22 protein-coding genes are annotated in these 22,640 nt (G+C 70.0%); 13 read left to right on the top strand and 9 right to left on the bottom strand.

Annotated elements, in window-relative coordinates; all coding sequences use genetic code 11:
- Positions 1-49 precede the first annotated feature (49 nt).
- Complete coding sequence (locus QSK45_RS17230; protein ID WP_285557790.1) at positions 50-463, bottom strand: roadblock/LC7 domain-containing protein; 414 nt, start codon at positions 461-463, stop codon at positions 50-52.
- Positions 464-554: 91 nt separating this feature from the next.
- On the opposite strand from QSK45_RS17230, the gene QSK45_RS17225 reads away from it, so the two are divergent.
- Together QSK45_RS17225 and QSK45_RS17220 are read left to right on the top strand one after the other, a co-directional pair.
- Entirely contained in the window at positions 555-983 is a 429-nt protein-coding gene (locus QSK45_RS17225; RefSeq protein WP_285557788.1) for a PPOX class F420-dependent oxidoreductase, read from the top strand.
- Positions 984-1,071: 88 nt separating this feature from the next.
- Positions 1,072-1,671, top strand: coding sequence for a class I SAM-dependent methyltransferase (locus QSK45_RS17220; protein WP_285557787.1), 600 nt, complete (start codon positions 1,072-1,074; stop codon positions 1,669-1,671).
- Positions 1,672-1,675: 4 nt separating this feature from the next.
- Here the strand turns inward: QSK45_RS17220 and QSK45_RS17215 are convergent, their stop codons facing one another.
- Complete coding sequence (locus QSK45_RS17215; RefSeq protein ID WP_285558276.1) at positions 1,676-2,431, bottom strand: alpha/beta fold hydrolase; 756 nt, start codon at positions 2,429-2,431, stop codon at positions 1,676-1,678.
- A 111-nt stretch (positions 2,432-2,542) separates the two neighbouring features.
- Between QSK45_RS17215 and QSK45_RS17210 the strand changes: the two genes are divergently transcribed.
- Positions 2,543-3,076: a PadR family transcriptional regulator gene (locus tag QSK45_RS17210; RefSeq protein WP_285557785.1), complete on the top strand. Its 534-nt coding sequence runs from the start codon at positions 2,543-2,545 to the stop codon at positions 3,074-3,076.
- On the opposite strand, the gene QSK45_RS17205 is transcribed toward QSK45_RS17210, so the two are convergent.
- A complete protein-coding gene (locus QSK45_RS17205; protein ID WP_285557783.1) occupies positions 3,053-3,958 on the bottom strand; it encodes an oxygenase MpaB family protein in 906 nt (301 codons plus the stop codon). The two genes, QSK45_RS17210 and QSK45_RS17205, sit on opposite strands and share 24 nt — an antisense overlap.
- A gap of 290 nt (positions 3,959-4,248) precedes the next feature.
- Here QSK45_RS17205 and QSK45_RS17200 point away from each other — a divergent pair, with 290 nt between their 5' ends.
- Complete coding sequence (locus tag QSK45_RS17200) at positions 4,249-5,118, top strand: hypothetical protein (RefSeq protein ID WP_285557782.1); 870 nt, start codon at positions 4,249-4,251, stop codon at positions 5,116-5,118.
- 23 nt (positions 5,119-5,141) lie between these two features.
- Here the strand turns inward: QSK45_RS17200 and QSK45_RS17195 are convergent, their stop codons facing one another.
- Positions 5,142-5,324 carry a tail-anchor membrane protein gene (locus tag QSK45_RS17195; protein ID WP_285557781.1) on the bottom strand — a complete coding sequence of 61 codons (183 nt, stop codon included), beginning with the start codon at positions 5,322-5,324 and terminating at the stop codon, positions 5,142-5,144.
- A 311-nt stretch (positions 5,325-5,635) separates the two neighbouring features.
- Positions 5,636-6,802 carry a xylose isomerase gene (gene xylA / locus QSK45_RS17190; protein WP_285557780.1) on the bottom strand — a complete coding sequence of 389 codons (1,167 nt, stop codon included), beginning with the start codon at positions 6,800-6,802 and terminating at the stop codon, positions 5,636-5,638.
- A 196-nt stretch (positions 6,803-6,998) separates the two neighbouring features.
- Between xylA and xylB the strand changes: the two genes are divergently transcribed.
- From xylB to adh, 7 genes are all read left to right on the top strand, one after another.
- Positions 6,999-8,444, top strand: coding sequence for a xylulokinase (gene xylB, locus QSK45_RS17185; RefSeq protein ID WP_285557779.1), 1,446 nt, complete (start codon positions 6,999-7,001; stop codon positions 8,442-8,444).
- Positions 8,445-8,483: 39 nt separating this feature from the next.
- Entirely contained in the window at positions 8,484-9,692 is a 1,209-nt protein-coding gene (locus QSK45_RS17180) for an ROK family transcriptional regulator (protein WP_285557777.1), read from the top strand.
- 281 nt (positions 9,693-9,973) lie between these two features.
- Complete coding sequence (locus QSK45_RS17175) at positions 9,974-11,458, top strand: APC family permease (protein ID WP_285557775.1); 1,485 nt, start codon at positions 9,974-9,976, stop codon at positions 11,456-11,458.
- 178 nt (positions 11,459-11,636) lie between these two features.
- Positions 11,637-12,650 (top strand): acetamidase/formamidase family protein, encoded by a 1,014-nt coding sequence (locus tag QSK45_RS17170; protein WP_285557774.1) that lies wholly within the window; start codon positions 11,637-11,639, stop codon positions 12,648-12,650.
- A gap of 199 nt (positions 12,651-12,849) precedes the next feature.
- Positions 12,850-13,446, top strand: a complete 597-nt coding sequence (locus QSK45_RS17165; RefSeq protein ID WP_285558275.1) for an N-acetylmuramoyl-L-alanine amidase — start codon at positions 12,850-12,852, stop codon at positions 13,444-13,446.
- A gap of 101 nt (positions 13,447-13,547) precedes the next feature.
- Positions 13,548-14,855: a GAF domain-containing protein gene (locus tag QSK45_RS17160; RefSeq protein ID WP_285557772.1), complete on the top strand. Its 1,308-nt coding sequence runs from the start codon at positions 13,548-13,550 to the stop codon at positions 14,853-14,855.
- Positions 14,856-14,911: 56 nt separating this feature from the next.
- A complete protein-coding gene (gene adh / locus QSK45_RS17155) occupies positions 14,912-16,435 on the top strand; it encodes an aldehyde dehydrogenase (protein WP_285557770.1) in 1,524 nt (507 codons plus the stop codon).
- 162 nt (positions 16,436-16,597) lie between these two features.
- Here adh and QSK45_RS17150 read toward each other — a convergent pair whose 3' ends face one another.
- On the bottom strand, positions 16,598-17,992 hold the full coding sequence (locus QSK45_RS17150; RefSeq protein ID WP_285557768.1) for a tyrosine-type recombinase/integrase: 1,395 nt from the start codon (positions 17,990-17,992) through the stop codon (positions 16,598-16,600).
- Positions 17,976-18,179 (bottom strand): helix-turn-helix transcriptional regulator, encoded by a 204-nt coding sequence (locus tag QSK45_RS17145; protein WP_285557766.1) that lies wholly within the window; start codon positions 18,177-18,179, stop codon positions 17,976-17,978. Before QSK45_RS17145 ends, QSK45_RS17150 begins: the two co-directional genes overlap by 17 nt.
- A gap of 1,550 nt (positions 18,180-19,729) precedes the next feature.
- Between QSK45_RS17145 and cutA the strand changes: the two genes are divergently transcribed.
- Positions 19,730-20,050 carry a divalent-cation tolerance protein CutA gene (cutA, locus tag QSK45_RS17140; RefSeq protein WP_073948164.1) on the top strand — a complete coding sequence of 107 codons (321 nt, stop codon included), beginning with the start codon at positions 19,730-19,732 and terminating at the stop codon, positions 20,048-20,050.
- 74 nt (positions 20,051-20,124) lie between these two features.
- Here the strand turns inward: cutA and QSK45_RS17135 are convergent, their stop codons facing one another.
- Complete coding sequence (locus tag QSK45_RS17135) at positions 20,125-21,366, bottom strand: helix-turn-helix transcriptional regulator (protein WP_285557762.1); 1,242 nt, start codon at positions 21,364-21,366, stop codon at positions 20,125-20,127.
- 131 nt (positions 21,367-21,497) lie between these two features.
- Between QSK45_RS17135 and QSK45_RS17130 the strand changes: the two genes are divergently transcribed.
- On the top strand, positions 21,498-22,007 hold the full coding sequence (locus tag QSK45_RS17130) for an ATP-binding protein (RefSeq protein ID WP_285557760.1): 510 nt from the start codon (positions 21,498-21,500) through the stop codon (positions 22,005-22,007).
- Positions 22,008-22,069: 62 nt separating this feature from the next.
- Here the strand turns inward: QSK45_RS17130 and QSK45_RS17125 are convergent, their stop codons facing one another.
- The gene (locus QSK45_RS17125) at positions 22,070-22,570 is read right to left on the bottom strand and encodes an SAM-dependent methyltransferase (protein WP_055493703.1); all 501 of its coding nucleotides are present in this window, start codon (positions 22,568-22,570) and stop codon (positions 22,070-22,072) included.
- Positions 22,571-22,640: the final 70 nt, after the last annotated feature.

Below are 22,640 nucleotides of genomic sequence, written 5' to 3'. Positions count from 1 at the left end.
TGCGTGGCGAGCCTGTGGATAACTCTGGGGAGGCTGAAGAATTCCCAGGTCAGAGACCTGTGCCGGGTGCCTGCTCGGGTTTCCGGGCATCGACGCCGAGGTGCTCTCCGACCCGGTTGACGAGCAGGGTCATCTCGTAGGCGATCTGCCCGATGTCGGCCTCCGCCCCGCTGAGCACGCACAGGCAGCTGCCGGAGCCGGCCGCGGTCACGAACAGCACGGCGTCGTCGTACTCGATCATCGTCTGGCGTACCGCGCCCGCGCCGAAGTGGCGCCCCGAGCCCTTGGCCAGACTGTGCAGACCGGACGCCACGGCGGCAAGGTGCTCCGCGTCCTCGCGGCGCAGTCCGGTGCTCGCACCGGTGACCAGTCCGTCGTTGGACAGGACCAGCGCGTGCCGCACATCCTCCACACGTTCCGTCAGGTCGTCCAGGAGCCAGCCGAGTCCCTGGTTCTGCACCATTTCCGTCTCCCCGTGTGATGTCTCCCCCTGGCTGGAGGAACCCTCCGCAAGCCTTCCCCACGTGCGGCATACGGGCAAGGAGGATGGGCGCATGGCACAGAAGATGACCGACGAGGAATGGCGGGCGTTCGTCTCAAAGGGCACCCGCACCGGCAAACTGTCCACCGTTCGCGCCGATGGGAGCCCTCATGTGGCCCCGGTCTGGTTCCTGCTGGACGGGGACGAACTGGTCCTTCTCACCGGCCGGGACACCGTGAAAGGGCGCAATCTGGCCCGTGACGGGCGTGTCGCCCTGTGCGTGGACGACGACAGGCCGCCGTTCCATTTCGTGATGCTGGGCGGCCGCGCCCAACTGTCGGAGGATCCGGCGGAACTGCGCCACTGGGCGGCGCGGGTCGCCGCGCGGTACATGGGCGAGGACCGCGCCGAGGAGTTCGGCGCCCGCAACGGCGTTCCCGGTGAGCTGCTGGTCCGCGTTCCCATCGAACAGGTGGTGGCGGTGCGGGATCTGGCGGCCTGAGCGGCGGCCCCGGCCGATCAGCGGCAGGCTCGCCTCCGCGCCCACCGTCGTGCGCGCACGGGCACGAAATCAGGGCATCATGCGGGACATGAGCGACGACCACGCACACGTCCAGGAGTTCTTCGCCGCACGGGCCGCGGACTGGGACAGCCGGTTTCCCGATGACGGGCCCGCGTACGCGGCCGCCGTGGCCGACCTCGGGCTGCGGACGGGCGACCGCGTACTGGACGCGGGCTGTGGGACCGGGCGCGCGCTGTCGCCGCTGCGGGCCGCCGTGGGCCCCACCGGCGTGATCCTCGGCGCCGACCTGACCCCGGCGATGCTCGCGGCCGCCGTAGCGGCGGGCCGCGACCGGGAGGGAACGCTGCTGCTCGCGGACGTGGCCGCGCTGCCGCTGCGTTCGAAGTCCCTGGACGCGGTGTTCGCGGCGGGGCTGATCGCCCATCTGCCGCACCCCGTGGAGAACCTGCGGGAACTCGCCCGGGTGGTGCGGCCCGGCGGGCGGCTCGCCCTGTTCCATCCCGTCGGCCGCGCGGCTCTGGCGGCGCGGCAGGGCAGGCAGATCACACCGGACGACCTGCGGGCCGAACAGAACCTCGGCCCGCTGCTCTCACGTTCGGGGTGGCGCATGACGTCGTACGTCGACGAGGACGCCCGCTTCCTCGCGCTCGCCGTGCGCGAGGACTGATGGATCAGAGGTTTCCCGCGACGGCGGCGGCGAAGGCGTCGGGGTTGTCGAACATGATGTTGTGCCCGGCGCCCGTCACCGTCAGCACCCGTACACCGGCCGCTTCCAGCAGCCCGCGGTCCTCAAGTTCACCGCTCTTCTCCCCCTGCAGGTACACCCGGTCGATGTCCAGGTCCTCCAGGATCGTGCGCATCACGGGGTCGGAGCCGCGCCGCAGGCCGACGGCACTGCGGTGCAGGGCGCGCGGGTCGGCCAGCCGCATGGTGGCGGCCCAAAGGGGACCGACGGCCTCCAGCACGCGTGTGTACGCCTCCTCGACGAACTCGTCCTCCTCGTAGGTGGCGATCGCGCTGCTGCCCGCGGTCAGGGGCGGGAAGGCGTCCAGATTGGCCTCGGCGAGCACCAGCCGGGAGACGAGTTCCGGCCTCCGGTGCGCGAGCACGATGGCGACGGAGCCGCCCATGCTGTGCGCGATCAGCTCGGCACCGCTGACCTCCGCGGTGTCCAGGGCGGTCGCGACCGCGTCGGCGTGCTCCTCCAGCGTGTAACCGAAGTGCCGGGGCCGGTCGCTGAGGCCATGGCCCGGCAGATCCAGGAAGAGGCTGCGCCTGCCCGCGAGTTCGGGGCGGGCCGCGATGTGTGCGTGATAGGCCGCGGACATCGATCCCAGCCCGTGCAGATAGACCCGGGCGGGCTCCTCCCCCGACACCTCCGTCCAGCGGATCCGGCTTCCCTCACCGTCGAACACAGCCTGCCGCACAACGCCCTCCCTGCCGACCTCGATCACCGCTTCGACCATACATCCTCATCGAGGTATTGCGTCAACGGAGTATAGAAGCGTCGCTGTACAGCGGTACGCAAGAATGTGGTCATGCTCGAACTCGCCATCCTGGGATTTCTTTACGAGGCCCCCCTGCACGGATACGTCCTGCGCCGGCACATCGCGGCACTCACCGGTCATGTGCGGCCGGTCGCCGAGAGCACGCTGTATCCGGCGATCAAGCGGCTGGAGAAGGCAGGACTGCTGGTTCGCGCCACCGAGCCTGGGGCCGTGGCCGCGCCGCGCCATGTGCTGCGGCTGACCGAGGAGGGCCGGGTCGAGTTGCGGCGCCGGCTCGCCGAACCCGGGCAGCGCGAGATCACCGACGAGAACCAGTGGTTCGTCCTGCTCGCCTTCCTGCGGCACCTGGAGGACCCCGCCGCCCAGGCCGCCGTGCTGCGCCGCCGGCTCGCCTTCCTGGAGGAGCCGACGAGCTTCTTCTACGAGGGCGACCGGCCGGTCCGCGCCGAGGAGGTGGACGACCCCTTCCGGCAGGGGATCCTCACCATCGCGCGTGCCACGAGCCGGGCCGAACTCGCCTGGCTGCGCGACACCCTGGTGTCACTCGAGGGAGTCGGCCGCTGAGGCGTCCAGGTGCCGTACGGGGCAGCCGCGCAGTCCCGGGACCGGGCGAGTGCCGAGGTCGGCCACGCGATAGCCGTTCGGGTACCCCTTGATCTCCCGGTTCTGGCGCGCGAAGTGGGGCGAGCGGCGTGGCGGCAGCAGTCGGACCACCCAGCCGCGCGCCTTGACGGCGCGCCGCACCAGGGCGACGGTGACCGCGCCCGGCCTCTGGTAGCGGAAGGCGTCCAGCAGCGGTTCGTCGAGGAGGGCGAGCACACCCGTGCGCAGCAGGGGGGCCAAGGGGCGGGGATACCAGGACGCCATCAGGTCGAGGGTGGCGTCCGAGACGCGCCGGGCACCTTCGTCCCAGCCGAAGTGCGCCGCCTCGTAGGTGTCGAGAAGGGTTTCGAACTCCTCGTACGTCGTGGGGAGATCCGGGATGCCCATGTGCCGGCCGAGGGTTCGGTAGTACTCGGCGGCGGCGACGATCTCGTGCCGGGACAGCCGGCGCCAGCCGTAGGCGTCGATCCAGCGCTTCGGCACCACGACGAAGGTGCTGAGCACGTACCGCATGTCGTCGTCGCCGATGTCGTAGCTGCGGTGCATCTGGTTGATGCGGCGGATCGCCGTACGCCCCTGTTCGGCGGCGAAGCCGTGTTCCACGATCGTGTCGAGGAGCAGCGCGGTATCGTCGTACCGCTTCTGTGTGCGGTCGGTCAGCTCGGCGGTCTCGGCGAGGAGCCTGCCGATGCTCGGAACCGCGTAGGTGCGGTACAGGGCCAGTTCCAGGGCCCGGGTGTAGTCCCAGGGGAATTCGAAGACGGCGCTGAGCCGGTAGATCTCCGGCGCGTCCGCCACCGGGTCCAGTCGGCGGATCCGCTCCAGCCGTTCGAAGCGCTTCACCGCGCCGTCCCCCTTCTGTCGCCGGACTCCAACTCTACGTGGAAGGCGAGGAGATGAACCATCACCGGTGTCCCCGTCTCGGAGGGGGGCCGGCTGCCCTTGTCCGGCGGAGCCGCCACCGGAGAGGAACCCAGGGCGGGGGCGGTCTGGGGAAGTCCCGTGGAGACCGTGGTCGTTTCGCCCCCGTCCAGGGGGAAAGTGGCAGGTCCGCGTGGTGTGAGGAGTCGTGACAAGGGCCTTCCGCCCGGATTAGGGTGCGCGCGATTGGACAAGCCGATGGGGAGGCACGGATGGCCGGGACGGACGATGGGGCCGTCGCCGCCGCGGACGATGCGCTGTATGTGCTGACGGCGGTGCTGCTGACACCGGCGCAGTTCCCGAGCGTGCTGGGCGACGATTATCCGGAGGCGTGCGCGACGCTGGGGCTCGCTTCCCGCGCCGACGGCTACGGCCTGGTACTGGGGCAGGACGGCGACGGCGCCCGCTGGACGGTCGTCATCGACGACGTCTCGCTGGTCGCCGTGGCGATCGCGTCCTGGGACTGCGGCCTGGAGTACGACCTGTCGCCGGACGAGCAGGCCATCGTGACCGCGCTGCCGGGCTGGCCGCTGGCGGTCGCCGTCGCGGCCCCCGGCGTTCCCGCACCGCACGATCCCGCTCCCGAGACGGCGGACCAGCCTCCGCTGAGTCCGCCGGACACCAGCGTCTGGGGGCCGGCCCAGCGGCGCCTGGGCGCCGACGAGATCGCGTCGCAGTGGGGCGAGTGGCGGCAGCGGATCAACGACGACGAGTTCGCCGTGCCGGCCGACCGGGGCCCCACCGCCGAGCCCTCGGCGCGGGCCGAGGAGGGCGGCGAGGGCCACGGGGACGAGGTGGCACCGCCGAAGAGCGGGCACCAGGGGATCCGCCGGGTGCTCGCGGAGGCGCGCGCCTATGTCGACTCACCGCCGCCGCTCGGCCGGGTGCGCTCCACCTTCGCCCCCGGCGACGCTCGCACACTGCGTGCGGACGGCCCCGGCTGGTCGATGGTGGCCCGCACCGACGACATCGCCTTCGTCCTGCTCGACGACGAGCCGGGCGAGGTCCTGCCGATCGGCCGCGGCCCGGAACTGCCCGGCCTGCTGGAAGCGCTCGACAAGATGGCCGTACGCCCTCTGTGATCCGGGGCGGCACAGTCTCCGTCTCAGCGGCCGAGTTCCTTGCGGGTGACCCTGCGGAGCCTGCGCCGCTGGGACGGGTCCAGTGCCAGGTAGGCGGCCGCCGGGACGCCCACCACGATCAGGAACGCCACCCACCAGGGCAGCCATATCAGCAGGATCAGGCCGACCGCCACACCCCCTGCGGCGATCTTCGCGCTTCTCGACATGAGCGTCGCCTCCTTCACGGCCGCTGCCGTTCTCTGCTGGGAGAATCCCTGCTGTGAGAACGGCTTCCCGCTCCCCGCGGTTCCGGGCCTCGCCCCTGAGACATCCCTGAGGTGTGCCCCTAGTGGACCGGCCGGACCGCCGGTGGAGCGGCACCCACGGAGCGCGGTCGAGGTGACCCCGGGCCACGGCGTCCGTTTGAGGGGTCCGGGGTGAAAGCGCCACACGGTGTACGCGGAACGGCCGGAAAGCAGGCACGCGCGGGCGCCGTGCTCTCCGGCCTTCTTCCGTCACCGCTTCCTGGGCGTGACCGTCAGCCGCGCGCGCCCAGCAGGTGGTCCATCGCCAGCTGGTCGAGGCGCTCGAACGCCATGCCGCGCGCGGCGGCCGCGTCGACGTCGAAGTCCTCGAACGCGGCGCGGTCGGCGAGCAGTGCCTCCAGGCCGTCGGCCGCGGTCGGCTGGGCCAGCTGGTCCAGGCGCGCGGCGCGCAGGGCCTCCTGCACCTCCGGGTCGGCGCGGAAGGCGGCCGCGCGCTCCTTGAGGATCAGGTAGTTGCGCATGCAGCCCGCGGCCGAGGCCCACACGCCGTCGAAGTCCTCGGTCCGCGGCGGCTTGAAGTCGAAGTGCCGCGGGCCCTCGTAACCGGCGCTCTCCAGGAGGTCGACCAGCCAGAAGGCCGCCCGCAGGTCGCCGGCGCCGAACCGCAGGTCCTGGTCGTACTTGATGCCGGACTGGCCGTTGAGGTCGATGTGAAAGAGCTTGCCCGCCCACAGGGCCTGCGCGATGCCGTGCGGGAAGTTCAGGCCGGCCATCTGCTCGTGACCGACCTCCGGGTTGACGCCGTACAGCTCCGGGCGCTCCAGGCGCTCGATGAAGGCCAGGGCGTGGCCGACGGTGGGCAGGAGGATGTCGCCGCGGGGCTCGTTGGGCTTGGGCTCGATGGCGAAGCGGAGGTCGTAGCCCTGGGTGGTGACGTACTCGCCGAGGAGGTCGAACGCCTCCTTCATGCGGTCGAGGGCGTCGCGCACGTCCTTGGCGCCACCGGACTCGGCGCCCTCACGGCCGCCCCAGGCGACGTACGTCTTGGCGCCCAGCTCGACGGCCAGGTCGATGTTGCGGATCGTCTTGCGCAGCGCGTAGCGGCGCACGTCGCGGTCGTTGGCGGTGAAACCGCCGTCCTTGAAGACGGGGTGGGTGAAAAGGTTCGTGGTGGCCATCGGCACCGTCATGCCGGTGGCGTCCAGGGCCTGGCGGAACCGCTTGACGTGCGACTCGCGCTCGGTGTCGGTCGACCCGAAGGGGATCAGGTCGTCGTCGTGGAAGGTCACTCCGTAGGCGCCCAGCTCGGCCAGGCGCTGCACGGTCTCGACCGGATCGAGGGCAGGGCGGGTGGCGTCGCCGAACGGGTCCCTTCCCTGCCAGCCGACGGTCCACAGACCGAAGGTGAACCTGTCCTCAGGGGTGGGCTGGAAGCTCATGGCGCGGCTCCTTGTTCCGTACGACTATTTCGTCATGGCCGTTTACAAATTAGTATGCGACCACGCCTCTGGGAAGAGACAAGGTGTCTTCGACCACAAAGGTGTCTTCGACAGATGTCTTCCACGGACGCCCTCGGGGTGTCCTCGGGAGCGCCCCACAGCACATCCCGCTGAGCCGCGGAAGAGGGAGAGACCCATGTCAGCAGCGGAGGGCCCGCTCGTCATCGGCGTGGACACGTCCACCCAGTCCACGAAGGCCCTGGTCGTCGACGCGGCCACCGGACAGGTGGTGGCGAGCGGCCAGGCGCCGCACACCGTCACCTCCGGGGCGGGCCGGGAAAGCGATCCGCGCCAGTGGTGGGACGCCCTGTGCGAGGCGCTGCGCCAGTGCGGCGACGCGGCGCACGAGGCGGCCGCGGTGTCGATCGGCGGCCAGCAGCACGGCCTGGTCACGCTGGACGAGCACGGTGAGCCGGTGCGCCCGGCGCTGCTGTGGAACGACGTCCGCTCGGCGCCGCAGGCCCGCCGGCTGGTGGAGGAGCTGGGCGGCCCGAAGGCATGGGCGGAGCGCACCGGCAGCGTGCCCGGGGCGTCGTTCACGGCGACGAAGTGGGCGTGGCTGGCCGAGCACGAGCCGGAGGCGGCCCGCGCCACCAGGGCCGTGCGGCTCCCCCACGACTACCTCACCGAGCGCCTGACCGGGCAGGCCGTCACCGATCGCGGTGACGCCTCCGGCACCGGCTGGTGGGCGTCCGGCACGGAGCAGTACGCCGAGGAGACCTTGGCGCACATCGGGCTCGACCCCGCTCTGCTGCCCCGGGTGGTGCGTCCGGGCGAGGTGGCCGGGACCGTGCGCGACGGTCACGGCCTGCCGTTCTCCAAGGGCACGCTGGTGGCCGCCGGCACCGGTGACAACGCGGCGGCAGCGCTGGGCCTCGGTCTGCTGCCCGGCACGCCGGTGCTGAGCCTGGGGACGTCGGGCACGGTGTACGCAGTCTCCCGGCACCGCCCGGCCGATCCGACCGGCACGGTGGCGGGCTTCGCCGATGCGCGCGGGGACTGGCTGCCGCTCGCCTGCACCCTGAACTGCACGCTCGCCGTGGACCGCGTCGCGGCCCTGCTGGGCCTGGACCGCGAGGCCGTGGCGCCCGGCGGCTCCGTGACGCTCCTGCCGTTCCTGGACGGCGAGCGCACCCCGAACCTGCCGAACGCCTCCGGGCTGCTGTACGGACTGCGCCACGACACGACCCCGGGCCAGCTGCTCCAGGCGGCGTACGACGGTGCGGTGCACTCTCTGCTCGGCGCCCTCGACCTGGTTCTCGACGAGGACGCGGACCGGGGCAGTCCGCTGCTGCTGATCGGCGGTGGAGCGCGCGGCCGGGCCTGGCAGCAGACCGTTCGACGGCTGTCCGGGCGACCGGTGCAGATTCCCACGGCGAGGGAACTGGTCGCCCTGGGTGCGGCTGCCCAGGCGGCCGGGCTGCTGACCGGCGAGGACCCGGCGGCGGTGGCGCGTCGCTGGAACACCGCGGCGGGCCCGGTGCTGGAGTCCGTGCCCCGTGACGAGGAGACACTGGCGCGGATCGGCGGGGTACTCTCCGACGCGTCCCCGCTGCTGGAGCGGGGGACGGGAGACCACTGAGCCGCGCCGCCGGGCCCTGGAACGAGGATGGACACAGGCATGACCGCACCGCCTCACGAGGCCCGACCCGCGGGGGTCGGCCGGGCCCTGCCGGACACCCAGCAGGGCATGCGCCGGCGCAATCTCTCACGGGTGCTGCACACGGTCGGGGCCGAGGGTCCGCTGTCCCGGGCCGCGGTGGCGTCGCGCATCGGTCTGACGCGGGCCGCGGTGTCGACCTTGGTGGACGAGCTGATCCGGTGGGAGCTGCTGGAGGAGCTGGGCCCCGAGCGGCCGGGGCGCGTGGGACGGCCCGGGTCGGCACTGGCGGTGAGCGGCCGCGGCCCCGCCGGGATCGGCGCGGAGATCGGCGTCGACCATCTCGCGGTGTGCGCGGTCGACCTGCGCGGGGCGGTCCGCGCGCGGGCCGTGCGCCGCAGCGCCAACCGCGGCCGGGCGCCCGAGCCGGTGATCGCGGAACTGACGTCGCTGGTCCGCCAGGTGGTCGCCGAGGCCGAGCAGGAGGAACTGTGGCCCGCAGGGCTCGCGGTCGCCGTGCCCGGACTGGTCGCGTGTGACGGCCGTACGGTCGTCCGCGCGCCCAACCTCGAATGGCGCGACACCGATCTCGGTGACCTGTTGCCCCCCGACTGGCCGCTCACCGTGGACAACGAGGCCAACTTCGGTGCGCTGGCCGAGCTGTGGCTCGGCGCCGGCACACCGCGCGAGTTCCTGCATGTGTCGGCGGAGATCGGTATCGGTGCGGCGGTCGTCGTGGACGGGCAGCTGCTGCGCGGAACGCGAGGGTTCGCGGGCGAGCTGGGCCATGTGCCGGTACGGCCGGACGGGCCGTCCTGCGCGTGCGGGGGGCGCGGCTGTCTGGAGCAGTACGCCGGTCAGGAGGCGGTACTGCGCGCGGCGGGGCTCCGCCCGCGCGAGGACCTCGTCGGCCTGCTCGCGGAGCGCGCCGAGAAGGGCGAGGAAGGGGTACGGGCGGCACTGCGGGACGCGGGCACGGCCCTCGGCATCGCCCTGACCGGCGCGGTGAACCTGCTCGACCCCGAGACGGTGGTCCTGGGCGGCGCCCTGGCGGGGCTCTCGCCGTGGCTGCTGCCCTCGCTGGAAGCGGAGCTGACGGGCCGTACGGCGGGTCCGGCCTGCCCCGTCGCGGTGTCGCCGCTGGGCCCCGAGGGTCCGCTGCTGGGCGCGGCTCACTCCGTCGTCCGCGCCGTGCTGGACGATCCGGCAGCGGTGGCGAACCGGACCTGACGTCCCGTCGGCGCTCGTGCGGACCTGGCTCTCGGGGGGATCCGGCGCGGCCGCACGGCTCCCGGCGCGCACTGTCCCCACCCGAACGAGTGGCGAGGTTGTCCACAGACCTCCGCTTGTCCACGGAACCGTGGCGCACCCTTCTGCCCGGCCCACCCGCGCCGTACCGTGAATCGCACGAGGCACGCGCTGCCGATACGTCAGGACCGGTGGAGTGCCCGTGACATGAGCGCCATCCACCCGGATCGGGCGGCAGCGGACGGACAGGTATCGGGGGACACATGCGCGAGGAGACCACGAGGATTTTACGGCCCGATGCGATCGGGCTGCGCGAGGTCCTGTTCCAGAGCATCACGGCGATGGCACCGGCGGCCGCGGTGGCCGCGTCCATCCCGTCGGGCGCGGCCTTCGCGGGCGGCAGCCTGCCGCTGGCCGTGCTGGTCGCCCTGGTGGCCTGTCTGTTCACCGCCTCCTGCGTCGCCGAGCTGGCGCGGGAGCTGCCCGCGGCCGGCTCGGTCGCCACCTACGCGGCGCGGGGACTGCATCCGGCCGTCGGCTTCCTCGTCGGCTGGGGCTACGTCTTCGTGGAGACGCTGGTCCCTCCGCTGCTGCTCCTGCAACTGGGCTTCACGGTGGCGGGGACACTGCACGACGAGTGGCCCTCGTACCCGGCGGATCTCTGGTGGCCGTACTCCCTGGCGGGCGCCGCCGTGATCGCCATCGCCGGATACCTCGGTGTCCGCGCCTCGGCCCGCTTCGGCACCGTCCTCGGAGCCTTCGAGGTCCTCGTCTTCCTGGTGTTCGCGGCGCTGTTGATCACCAAGGCCGGTGGCGCCAACACCCTGTCCGTCTTCGGCACTTCCCACACCGCAGCGGGACATGGCGGAGTCGGCGGTGTCTTCGCGGGATCCGTGTACACGGTGCTGGCGTTCGCCGGATTCGAGGCGGCGGCACCGCTCGCAGAGGAGACGCGCGAGCCCCGGCGGACGATGTATCGCGCCGTGCTGGGCGCGGCCCTGGGCATCGGCCTGTTCTACGTGGTCACCACCTATGCGATGACCGTCTACTTCGGGCCGGACCGGTTCGCCGGGTTCGGCGCGTCGGGCAGAGCGTCCTGGGAGGGCGTCGCCCGGACCTCGTTCGGGCTCTTGTGGGTGCTGCTGTTCCTCGCGGTGGTCAACTCCACGATCGCCAACGCCAACGCGTGCGCGAACGTGTCGACCCGTACGGCCTTCGCGCTGGCCCGCATCCGGGTACTGCCCCGGGTGCTCGCCACGCTCCATCCCCGGCACCGCTCCCCCGTGGCAGGCATCGCCGTGCAGACCGTCGTCGCCGTCGCCGCCGTGCTGGGACTCGGCCTCTCGTACGGCCCCGAGACCGCGTTCCTGCTCCTCGCCACAGTGATCGTGACGGTCGTCATCGGTGTCTACATCGTGGTGAACCTGGCGTGCGCCGGCTACTTCCTGCGCGTCGGCGGCAGTGCCTTCAGGCCGATACGGCACCTGCTGGTCCCGGTGCTGGGCATCGTCGCCTTCGTCCCCGCGCTGCTGACGTCGGCCGGCCTCCCGGTGTTCGACTTCGTGACCGAGCTGGCGGCTCCGGTGTCCTACGCGGGTCCGGTCGTCGGGGTCTGGATGGCGGCGGGTGCGGTGGTGCTGCTGGTCCTGACCCGGCGTCATCCCGGACGCATAGCCGAGACCGCGCGGGTGCACATCGAGGACACCGGCACGGCCGGCCACCGCCAGGACGGGACCGTGCCCCGCTGACCGGCGACCGCACCGACCCCGTGCCGTACGACCGGCCGCACCCGGCACTCCCTCCACCGAACACCACACCGCGCCGCACCCCGCTGCTCCGCCCGCCCTGTCCCCCCCTCCTCCCCCCTCTCCGCACCCCTGTCCGCTTCTCCCCCACGACCGCTCCACCCGAAGGGAACCCGACACGATGACCGACCCCCGGATCCTCACCGTGCGACCGGAACCGGGCGAGTACGCCTGGACGTTCGGCGGCGCCGCGCCCGTGGCCCGCATCGCGCCCGGCACGGTGCTCGACCTGTTCACGGAGGACTGCTTCGCCGGCCGGGTGCGCTCCGAGAAGGACCTGGTGTCCGAGGTCTGCGCGTTCCCGTTCCTCAATCCCCAGACGGGCCCCTTCCACATCGAGGGCGCCGAACCCGGTGACACGGTGGCCGTGCACTTCGTGTCCATCGAACCGGCCCGTGACTGGGCGGCGTCCACGACGGTCCCCCTCTTCGGGGCACTCACCTCCACCCATGCCACCACCTCGCTCCAGCCACCGCTGCCGGAGCGAGTATGGATCTGGGAACTGGACCGTACGCGGCGCACCGCCCTCTTCCGGGCGCGGGACAGCGACTTCGAGCGGGAACTGCCCATGGAACCGATGCACGGCACGGTGGGCGTCGCGCCCGCCAACCTGGAGGTCCGCTCGGCGCTGGTCCCGGACGCGCACGGCGGAAACATGGACACACCCGAAATGCGCGCCGGAGTCACCTGCTACCTCGGGGTCAACGTGGAGGGCGCGCTGCTCAGCCTCGGCGACGGACACGCCCGGCAGGGTGAGGGCGAGACCTGCGGGGTGGCGGTGGAATGCGCGATGAACACCGTGGTGATCGTGGACCTCCTCAAGGACGTCGCCACACCGTGGCCCCGGCTGGAGTCGGACACGCACATCGTCTCGACCGGTTCCGCGCGCCCGTTGGAGGACGCGTTCCGCATATCCCAGCTGGACCTGGTGCACTGGCTGGCGCGCGACTACGGGTTCAGCGAGCTGGACGCGTACCAGTTCGCCACCCAGACGGTCGAGTCGCCGCTGGCGAACGTGTGCGACACGAACTACACGTGCGTGGCCAAGCTCCGCAAGGAGTGGCTGCCCGCACGGGAGACCTACCGCGGTGCGCACGCGCGGCTGCGGGAGACCGCGCGTGCACTGCGCGGCTGACGAGCCGGTCCGTCCCCGACGCCGTACCACACCCGCGGCGCCCGAATCACCGGCCCACCGGCGCACCGCCCCCACCGCCCCCACCGCCCCGTCGGGCGGGCCCTCCCCCGAGCCCTTTCGAGACACGCAGGAAGTCCCACCTCCCGTCCTCCCGTCACTCCCCGACTCCCCCACTCCGAGAAGGAATCCCAGGATGGACATGAACCGGGAAAGGCCGCGTCCGAGCAGACGATGGATCCTGAAGGGCGCGGCGCTCGCCGCCGTTCCGTACGCCCTGCTTCCCGAACCGCGCGCGGGCGCGAGCGGTTCCGTCGACTACCCGCCCGCCGAGTGGGCACCCGCCAGCACCTCCAACTACACGGCCTCCGCCCGGCCCGGCAGCTACGCCATCGACCGCGTCATCATCCATGTGACCCAGGAGACGTACGGCGACACCCTGGCCATCTTCCAGGACCCGCAGAAACAGGTCTCCGCCCACTATGTGGTGCGCTCGGCGGACGGGCACGTCGCCCAGTGCGTACACGAGAGCGACATCGCCTGGCACGCGGGCAACTGGAGCTACAACACCCGCAGCATCGGCATCGAGCACGAGGGCTGGGTGGACCAGCCCTCCTACTTCACCAACGCACTCTACGAGCAGTCGGCGAAGCTCACGGCGTCCGTCTGCGACAGGTACGGCATTCCCAAGGACAGGGAGCACATCATCGGCCACTACGAGGTACCCGGCACCGACCACACCGACCCCGGCCCCGGCTGGGACTGGGTCCGCTACATCAGACTGGTCAATTTCGCCTAGCACAGATCCCGAACCGGCGGCACACCGGTTGTCTGCGCGGACAGGGCACGTGACGATGGTCCCAGCCGGATCAACGCCGCAACACGTCCGGGGAGGCCGAGTTGACCGATTCGTGGGTGGCCCTGGAGCCGGGGGCCGATCCCGCCGAGCGGGTCCGGGTGCTGCGCCGGGCGCACGAGACGTTCACCACGATGGGTGCGGTGCCGCGCCCGGTGCGGTCGGTGGTGGCCGAGTCGTGGCGGCGCAGCGCGCGGGCCGGCGTCGTACCGGACGGCACGGCGGCCGTGGAGCTGTCCGACGGGGACCTCGGTGCCCACCGGGCGGAGCATCCGCTGGCCCGGCTGATGCCGTTGTTCCGGGAGCTGCTGGGCACGTTCGCCGCGGAGGAGGAGCAGCTGCTCGCGGTGTGCGACGCGCAGGGCAGGCTGCTGTGGGTCGAGGGGCATCCGGCGGCGCGGCGGCGGGCGGACGCGATGAACTTCGTGCCCGGGGCGCGCTGGTCGGAGGCCGCGGTGGGCACCAACGCGCCGGGGACCGCCGTGGCGCTGGACCGGCCGGTGCAGGTGTTCGCGGCGGAGCACTTCACCCGGCGGGTGCACCCCTGGACGTGCGTGGCCGCGCCGGTGCACGATCCGCGCACCGGGCGGGTGCTGGGCGCCGTGGACGTCACCGGCGGGGACGGCCTGGCGCACCCGCACAGCCTGGGTTTCGTGCAGGCCGTGGCACGGGCCGCGGAGGCCCAGTTGGCGCTGCTCGCGCCGGCACCGCAGACGGGTGACACTCCGATGCTGCGCGTGCTGGGCCGGGACGAGGCCGAACTCGTGCTTCCGGAGCGGCGGGTGAAGCTCAGCCGTCGGCACAGCGAGATCGTGCTGCTGCTGTCGCGGCACCCCGAGGGACTGACGGGGGACGCGTTGCTGTGCGCGCTGTACGCGGACGAGTCGGTGACCCCGGTGACGTTGCGGGCGGAACTGGCGCGGCTGCGGCGGCTGTTGGGACCCGGACTGCTGGCCTCGCGACCGTACCGTTTGACGGCCGCGGTCGACGCGGACGCGACCGTGGTGGAGCGGCGGCTGGCGTCGGGGGCGCTCACCGCGGCGGCCGAGGCGTACGCCGGCCCGCTGCTGCCCGGATCGGGAGCACCGGCGATCGTACGGCTGCGGGAGCGTCTCGCTCGGGGTCTGCGGACGGCACTCGTGACGCACCGCGATCCGGACCTGCTGGCGGACTGGGCGCACGCTCCGTGGGGGGAGGACGACATCGAGGTGTGGCGGGCGCTCGCGGCGGTGCGGCCGACGGCGTCGGTGCGGGCCCGGCTGGCGGCGCTGGAGACCGAGTTGGCGGTGCCGGTCACGCGGACACAGGAACGAATCCGCGGCGCAACGTACTTGCAACGTCCGCCCGCCTAGCCTCGCGCCGAGAGCTGCCCAACGGCGGGCAGCGCTGCACCGGGAGGCACACCAGGATGACTCGTTACGCGGCGCCGGGCACCGAGGGCGCGATCGTCTCCTACCAGGCGCGCTACGACCACTTCATCGGCGGCGAGTACGTGCCGCCGGTGCGCGGGCAGTACTTCGAGAACCCGTCCCCGGTGAACGGATTGCCGTTCACCGAGATCGCGCGCGGCACGGCGGAGGACGTGGAGCGGGCGCTGGACGCGGCGCACGCGGCCGCCCCCGGGTGGGCCCGCACGTCGGTGACCGAGCGTTCGGACGTCCTGCGGAAGATCGCCGACCGCATGGAGGCCAACCTCGAGTCCCTCGCGGTGGCGGAGACCTGGGAGAACGGCAAGCCGGTGCGGGAGACGCTGGCGGCGGACATCCCGCTGGCGATCGACCACTTCCGGTACTTCGCGGGGGCGATCCGGGCGCAGGAGGGGTCGTTGGGCGAGATCGACGACGACACGGTGGCGTACCACTTCCATGAGCCGCTCGGGGTCGTCGCGCAGATCATCCCCTGGAACTTCCCGATCCTGATGGCCACGTGGAAGCTCGCGCCGGCGCTCGCCGCGGGCAACGCGGTGGTGCTCAAGCCGGCCGAGCAGACCCCAGCCTCCATCCACTACTGGGTGAGCCTGATCGCGGATCTGCTGCCGCCGGGCGTGCTGAACATCGTCAACGGCTTCGGGGTCGAGGCGGGCAAGCCGCTGGCGTCGAGCCCGCGGGTGGCGAAGGTGGCGTTCACCGGCGAGACCACGACGGGGCGGCTGATCATGCAGTACGCCTCGGAGAACATCAAGCCGGTCACGCTCGAACTGGGCGGCAAGTCGCCGAACATCTTCTTCGACGACGTGTGGGCGCACGACGACGACTTCCGCGACAAGGCGCTGGAAGGCTTCACGATGTTCGCGCTCAACCAGGGCGAGGTGTGCACCTGCCCGTCCCGGGCGCTCGTCCAGCGCGGACACTACGCGGAGTTCGTGGCGGCCGCGGTCGAGCGCACCCGGCAGATCAAGCCGGGGCACCCGCTCGACACCGACACCATGATCGGCGCCCAGGCCTCCAACGACCAGCTGGAGAAGATCCTCTCCTACCTGGACATCGGCCGGCAGGAGGGCGCGAAGGTCCTCACGGGCGGCGAACGCATCGAGTACGACGGTGAGTTGAAGGGCGGCTACTACGTACAGCCGACCATCTTCGAGGGTGACAACCGGATGCGGGTCTTCCAGGAGGAGATCTTCGGCCCGGTCGTCTCGGTGGCCTCGTTCGACGACTTCGACGACGCCATCAAGATCGCCAACGACACGCTGTACGGGCTCGGCGCGGGTGTGTGGACCCGCGACGCCAACACCGCCTACCGGGCGGGCCGGGCGATCCAGGCGGGCCGCGTCTGGACCAACTGCTACCACGCCTACCCGGCGCACGCGGCGTTCGGCGGCTACAAGCAGTCCGGCATCGGCCGTGAGACGCACAAGATGATGCTGGACCACTACCAGCAGACGAAGAATCTGCTGGTGAGCTACTCGCCGAAGAAGCTGGGCTTCTTCTAGACACCTGCGAAAGGGCGCCTGACCTGGGTTTTCACCCGTCAGGCGCCCTTCGCGCAAACCGCTCTCGACCGGGCCCGGCTTGCGCGCTAACTCCCAATTCCTCCCACGACTGCACCCCTCCTGACCAGTGCTTCCGGACCAGTCACGGACCGAACCCCCGGATCAGCCCTCGAGTACGTCACCCTGACTGACGCGCTGCCACTCGTTCATGGACTGCTCGATGAGACGGTTCGCCTGCTCTCGAAGGCCGTCAAGGAACTTGGCGTAGTGGCGAAAGAGAACCTCGATGCTCTGGCCGGCGCGGCGGGCGCACTCGGCCGGGTCCACTCCGGAGTAGAGCCAGAACGAGATCCCGGCGTGACGGAGATCGTAAGGCCGCTTGGCCAGGCGAGAAGAGCGCTCAGTACGGGTCAGGGCGTATTCCCGGGCCCGCGCCCATGTGATGCCGTATGCGGCAGCGTCCACGTAGTTGCCAGCCTGGTTCCGGAAAAGTCGACCGTCAGGTGCCACGTCGAACCGATTCACATGGGCACGCAGCATGCGTACGAACTGCGGCGGGATGGGAACAGGCCGCGTCGCGCTTGCCGCACGACGCTTGAGCGGGTGCACCTCGTGCACCTCACCGTCGTCGGTCCACCCCTTGCCAGACGTGACGACCCCGCCCGAGAGGTTCAGCATGCCCCACCCTGTCTTTGGCAAGTGGCATTGCTCGATCCGAAGGTGGATGACCTCTGCTGGCCGCATAGCCGCGAAGTACATGCAACCGAAGAATGCTTCAAGATGAGGACCCCGCCCCCGCTGGCGAGCAACGGCCTCGAGCAACCGAAGCACCTGGGCCGGATTGGGAACGGCGGCCGGATCCACCTCCTCACTGACTGCTGGCGCTTGCCACCGGAGCCCTTTGAGGGGGTTCTCTGCGAAGTACCCCTTCTCCACCGCAGTGTTGAGAGCTTCGTTGAACGCAGCCCTCTTGCGTCGGGCTGTTTTAGCCGCAGCCGCCTTGCCGTCCAGCTTGCGGCACATCGCATCGAGGGCCCGCCTCAAAACGTCGGCTTCCGCGAGGACGCTGACCGGCAGCGAGTTGCGCTTCATCCAGTCCAGCGCATGGAGCCACTCCTCGGTGGGCTCGCACTCCCAAGCTTTCTTGTTGAATGCCCACGAGTACAGGGCACGCCGCAGTACCCGCGGATCGGAATACGCTGCGCCGGGGCGTACCAGGGCGGGCGTGACCGTAGCGAAGGCATCAGCCAGGGTGCGGCGGGTGTTCCCTGGCGTGCGCTCCCATCTTTGCTCGATGTATTCGTGCACCAGGTCGTACCACGTAGTGCGCTGCTTGATGGCCCGCAACTCGGATGCTGGCAGACCTGTGTGCTCGTCAAACGGCTCACCCTCGCGCGCGGCTGTCATCAGCTTCGCACGCCGGCTGTCAGCAAGCGCGAACGCGATGAAGGATTCAGACTTCTCTCGCCCGTTAACCGTCCACCGAATCTGGAAAGGCTTGCGCCGGTCGGGGCGCTCACGTATCTCCCAGAAGCGGACGTTATAACTCATCGCCATCCAGGGTATCCCTTTCACACGCATCCCACCACGCATCCAGATCGGCGCGGCGGCAGCGCAGTTCACCATTGGGCAGCTTGATCATTCGGGGTGCCTGACCGCGAGCGCGCAGGCGATAGAAAGCCGACGGGCTCATCCTTATTTCCGCTAGGACCTCGGCGAGCTTGAGCGCAGGTGGACGAGCCATTGATGTTTCCTCGGATGTTCCAGATATGTTGGCGGCCCAAGCAGCAGTGCTCGACTTGCACCACTCCGCCGCAACTGATAGCCGAACTCTGTCAGTTACGGGGACTACTGGTCGCCGACATGAAGGGCCATGGTGTCCGAACGGCTCCACCGCCAAGCACAGCCGCTGAGAACACCTCAATGGTCGTCACGATCGCCGGTTTGGCCAACCGGCGATCGTGGTCTATGTTGCGCCCCGCAGGGCAAGTCACGGACGACTGCAACGAACGAAACACAGGGGGCCAGTCCGCGCGATCGGAGAACGAGGCCGCGCCGTCCGTCGCGAACACCCCGAGTCCGTTGTCAACGCGGTCGCACAAACACAGAGGCACAGCGCCGGGGAGGAGCGGCGCAATCCTCTCGCTCCGATGTGGTCCATACGTTCAGGGCGCCGAGTGTCGAGCAGATGGGGGCGTTGAATCGGACCGATCGGAGAGCGGCATTCGACAGGGGTGCTCCTTGGGTCGGGGCCTCCGCGATGAGGCCGAGCAGCGCGAGGTGTCGGATGTCGTCATGGCCGACATGCAGGTCGGCCTGGAATCCTGAATCCCGCCGCTGACCTGGTATTTTCCGGGACGTTGTACGTTGACATATTCCCAGAGGAGGTTCCAGTCCTTCGGGGCTATTTCTCGTCTGCCGTGGGCGAATGCCGAGCCGCGGGAAGGCCAACCGAAAGACGCAGGGGGCGTTCCGTCGGAGCAGAAGGGCAAGGCGTGCTCCTCCTTCACCTGACTCGGTCGCACCGTGATGTCGATGTGCACGATGCTAGGGACCAGCCCGGACGAGCGGCCGACAGCCTCCGAAAAGAAGGCGGCGGAGGTCGCCGGCTACGCTGCAGACATACCAGTGGAGGGCGCAGGCAATTGGGGAGCGAAGTGAAACTGAAGAGCTACAACATCTGAGTGTCAGAGTGTTCGTGAGGGTTACATGGATCCCTCTCCAGTTCCAGGGTCACGGCGCTGCACGGCCATGCAGGCAGTCGACACAGTACTGAGCCTCTGCTTGCCACTCGGTCGCGTGGCCTCATACGGGGCTTTGTAGGTCGCCATGCGCAACTCGCGAGTAGGAACTCGTATCCTTCGCACCTCGGTGACGTCCGTGCCGTACGTCTCGCGAAACTGGGCGTACTCGGTCTCGGTGGCCGCGTCAGCCGTCGTCATCTCCGCGGCCATAGAGTCAAGATCCCACTCCGACGGCAGGACGGGGACCCACTTGAAGTCCATCAGTAGCGGACGGGCCGTCGTGCGGTCGACGTTCACAGGTCACGCACTCGGGTGTGCCCGCGGCTCTGTGCCCCCCCTAATTGCGGGGTTCCGCTTTCGATGCCGCAACTACCCGTGACCGTCCTCGGACAGGGGCGTCGCCGCCTCGATGGCTCGGTGACCCGCATGATCACGCCGCTCTGTTTAGCGGATGGTCCGGCACGGGCCGGGATGATGCTGTTTCAGCAGCGTGACGTGTGCCCTTGACGGCTCGGTAGAGTCGCGGTAACTGAACTGGAGAGGTAATTGCATGGCCAACGAGATTGTGATCGCGCAGACGACCAGCGACAACGAGGATCAGGCGAAGGCGTTGGCCCGTGGCGCGGTCGAGAGCAAGCTGGCAGCGGGCGTTCACATTGATGCGCCGATCACAGCCTTCTACTGGTGGAAGGGGAAGGTCGAGACGGCGCAGGAGTGGCGGATCTCGTACATGACTACGACGGACCGTCTCCCTGCACTGGAGGCGTGGCTGCACGAGAAGCACCCCTACGACGTACCCCAGTGGATCACGCTGCCCGTGACCGGCGGGTCGGAGGCGTACCTGTCCTGGGTTATCGAGGAGACAGCATAGGTTCTGCGGAGCGCCGGGCCGCCCATACGACGGCGCTCGCGTCCTGGGCTTACCCGCCTACTGCGTGTGGGGTCTCAGGATGCGAACTTCCGTAGATGGCGGCCGAGTTCCTGCTCACTGTCAGGGAGCGACGAGGCGATAGTCGATGCGCGCTCCTTGCCCATCGTGTTGGGCTTGGCCTCTGCAGCTGCGATGAACTGACGTGACACGTACACCCCTTGATCGACGTCACCCCCGCGCAGTAGGGCCGAAGCGAGATCACCGAGGACCACGACGCCCCCGTCCGGTAGTCCGTCTCCGAGGCGGTCGACCGCGGTGTCAGCTGTGGACGTGAGCTCGGGACGCCTCAGCTGGCCGTACACGGATAGGGCCAACGAATCCATGCGGTACGGGGTCACGAACCTGACCCATGCCTGCTCGCTGGTGTGGTCCGCGAAATCGTAGGCGAAGCGCGCTCGGTCCAACGCCCGGAGCGCCCCCGCCTCGTCGCCGGCCGCCGCAGCTTCTTCCGCGCGTCTCCCGAAAACCCAGGCGGCAGCAGTAGCGTTGCCGTGGCCTCGTACGTCGTTGGCGGCTTGGGAGAGCAACTCCATCTTCGCCTTTGGCGTCAAAGCGCCGTAGCTGCTGTAGGTCAGGGCCAGGGCTCGGAGTGGAGGGTGCCCGGCAGCCGCCGCGCACTGCGACGTGACTTTGTAGTAGGCGTTGGCTTTGTCGTGCTCCCCCAGGTCCCAGGCCACCCAACCGGCCAGAGCGGCGGTTTCTCCGGCGGCGATGGTGAGAGCGCCTTCGTGTTCGCCTGCACGAGGCAGGGCCGCAGTGATCGCGTCAAGATGCGACTCGACCGTTTTTTGTAGCCGCCGAGCGCTGAGGTTGAGTTCCTGGACGTGCAGTTCAGCGGCTCGGTCGATGAGCGCGGCGGCGGTGGGCGAATCGATCTTGGTCCCCTTGCTGAGGGCGAAGGCGAGGCGCCCCCAGGGCTCGGCGGCCACGCTCACGCCGATAGTGGCGCTGCCCAGGAGCGTGCGACGCTTCACGGCGTCTTGGTCCTCCCCTGTATCGGCATGCCCCTTTCTCTTCCGAGCGCGGGCGGCCTTGGCCTCTCGCTGTAGTTCCTCGAAGGGGACACCGCAGGCCGCCGCGATGTGGCCGATTGTGTGGTTGGTAGGAATGTTCTCGAAGTTCTCATAACGGCTGATTTCTCGGCGGGTCATGGTGTCCCGGCCGGAGACAGCGTTGATCGCCTCCGCCTGCTCCTCCTGTGTCCGGCCCGCCTCCTGCCGAAGCCGGAGGAGCAGGTCGGCGAACGGGTCTGGCATGAGTGTGACCTCTGTCGGTGGGCGGAATCCAATCATGGCCTCAATTCCCCCCTTCAGTTTCCCCCTTGACATGATTTTCCCCCTCTGGATTCCCCTGGTCGACGGCGTCGCCGCACGGTGCCATAGTCCACATGACCAGGCTCCAAGAGGCGGCCCCGCCCGGCGGGGGCATCCGCAGCTGTGCGGCTACAGCAGGCGCGTCATGCGTCAGGCCGGTTCAAGAAGATGAGGCCGGCGCATGGGCGAGGGCAGAGGTACCGGCGGCATCCCATGCCTGTCAGGCGGCCCTTCTCCCCGACCTTGCGAAGGTCGAGGAGATGCGGCGCATAGCCAGGGCGTTCCTGCGGCGGTGCCGTGTTTCGGAGCCGGTGGCGGGGCTCGTCGTACTGGCCGTTTCGGAGCTGGTCACCAACGCCATGGTCCACGGTGAGGGCGAAGTCGTGCTCCGCATCACGGTGGCCGTCGACGTGGTGCGTGTCTCGGTAACCGACCACAACCCGGCGCCCGCTGTGCTCAAGGAAGCCGGACCCGACGGCGAATCGGGGCGCGGGATCCGGCTGGTCGATGCGATCTCAGACGCATGGGAGAGCAACGGCGAGGAGACGTGGTGTGAGTTCCGAGACGCGAGGGCTGCAGCTTGAGCCAGACCTCCAGTTGGTTGCCGACGATGCAAATGGCAAGCCGGGCAGCTCAGTCGCTTCTGTCACACAGGGCGCTCCGAGGGCCGTTCGCTTGCCTTCGCCCAGTAATTCGGTTCGAGCATCTCGCCGGGCCAGGCGGGCTGACGGATCGGGCCACGAGGCCCCATCTGTTCGAAGTACGGTGCCAAGTCGATCACGGGCGTTCCGTCTACAGCATCGAGATCGGTGACCAACAGGTCCCGTCCCTCGACCTCGAGCAGCCGCGGGTAGCTGATCGCCAGTTGATTGGGACGCCGATGGTTGCGGTGGACGAAGGTACCGGTGGACGGCCAGTCCGGATTCCCGCGGGGGCTGCGTGCGTGGAGCTGGACGTCTTCCGGTCGCGCCAGGTGGAAGAGCCAGGTCACCGTCAGGTGGGAAAACTCTTCGATTCCCTGCAGCGTCTCAAGGGGGTACGCCTCGTTGAGTCGGATGACCGACTCGACTCCGCCCTGGTAATCGTCCTGAACGCGGGTGTGGCCCCCGACCACCGTTGCGATCGATTCGACCTCGTACGTTGCCATCGGCGCTCGTTCCTCTCTAACGGGGTCGCGTGTTCAGCAGCTGCCGTCAATAGCTGCGGACGTGCCCTGT

The organism is Streptomyces hygroscopicus subsp. hygroscopicus, assembly GCF_030269125.1.
In the GTDB taxonomy this organism is placed as follows: domain Bacteria; phylum Actinomycetota; class Actinomycetes; order Streptomycetales; family Streptomycetaceae; genus Streptomyces; species Streptomyces hygroscopicus_C.
Note: the sequence above shows the minus strand (reverse complement) of the source record. Positions and strands in the feature narration are given on the sequence as shown.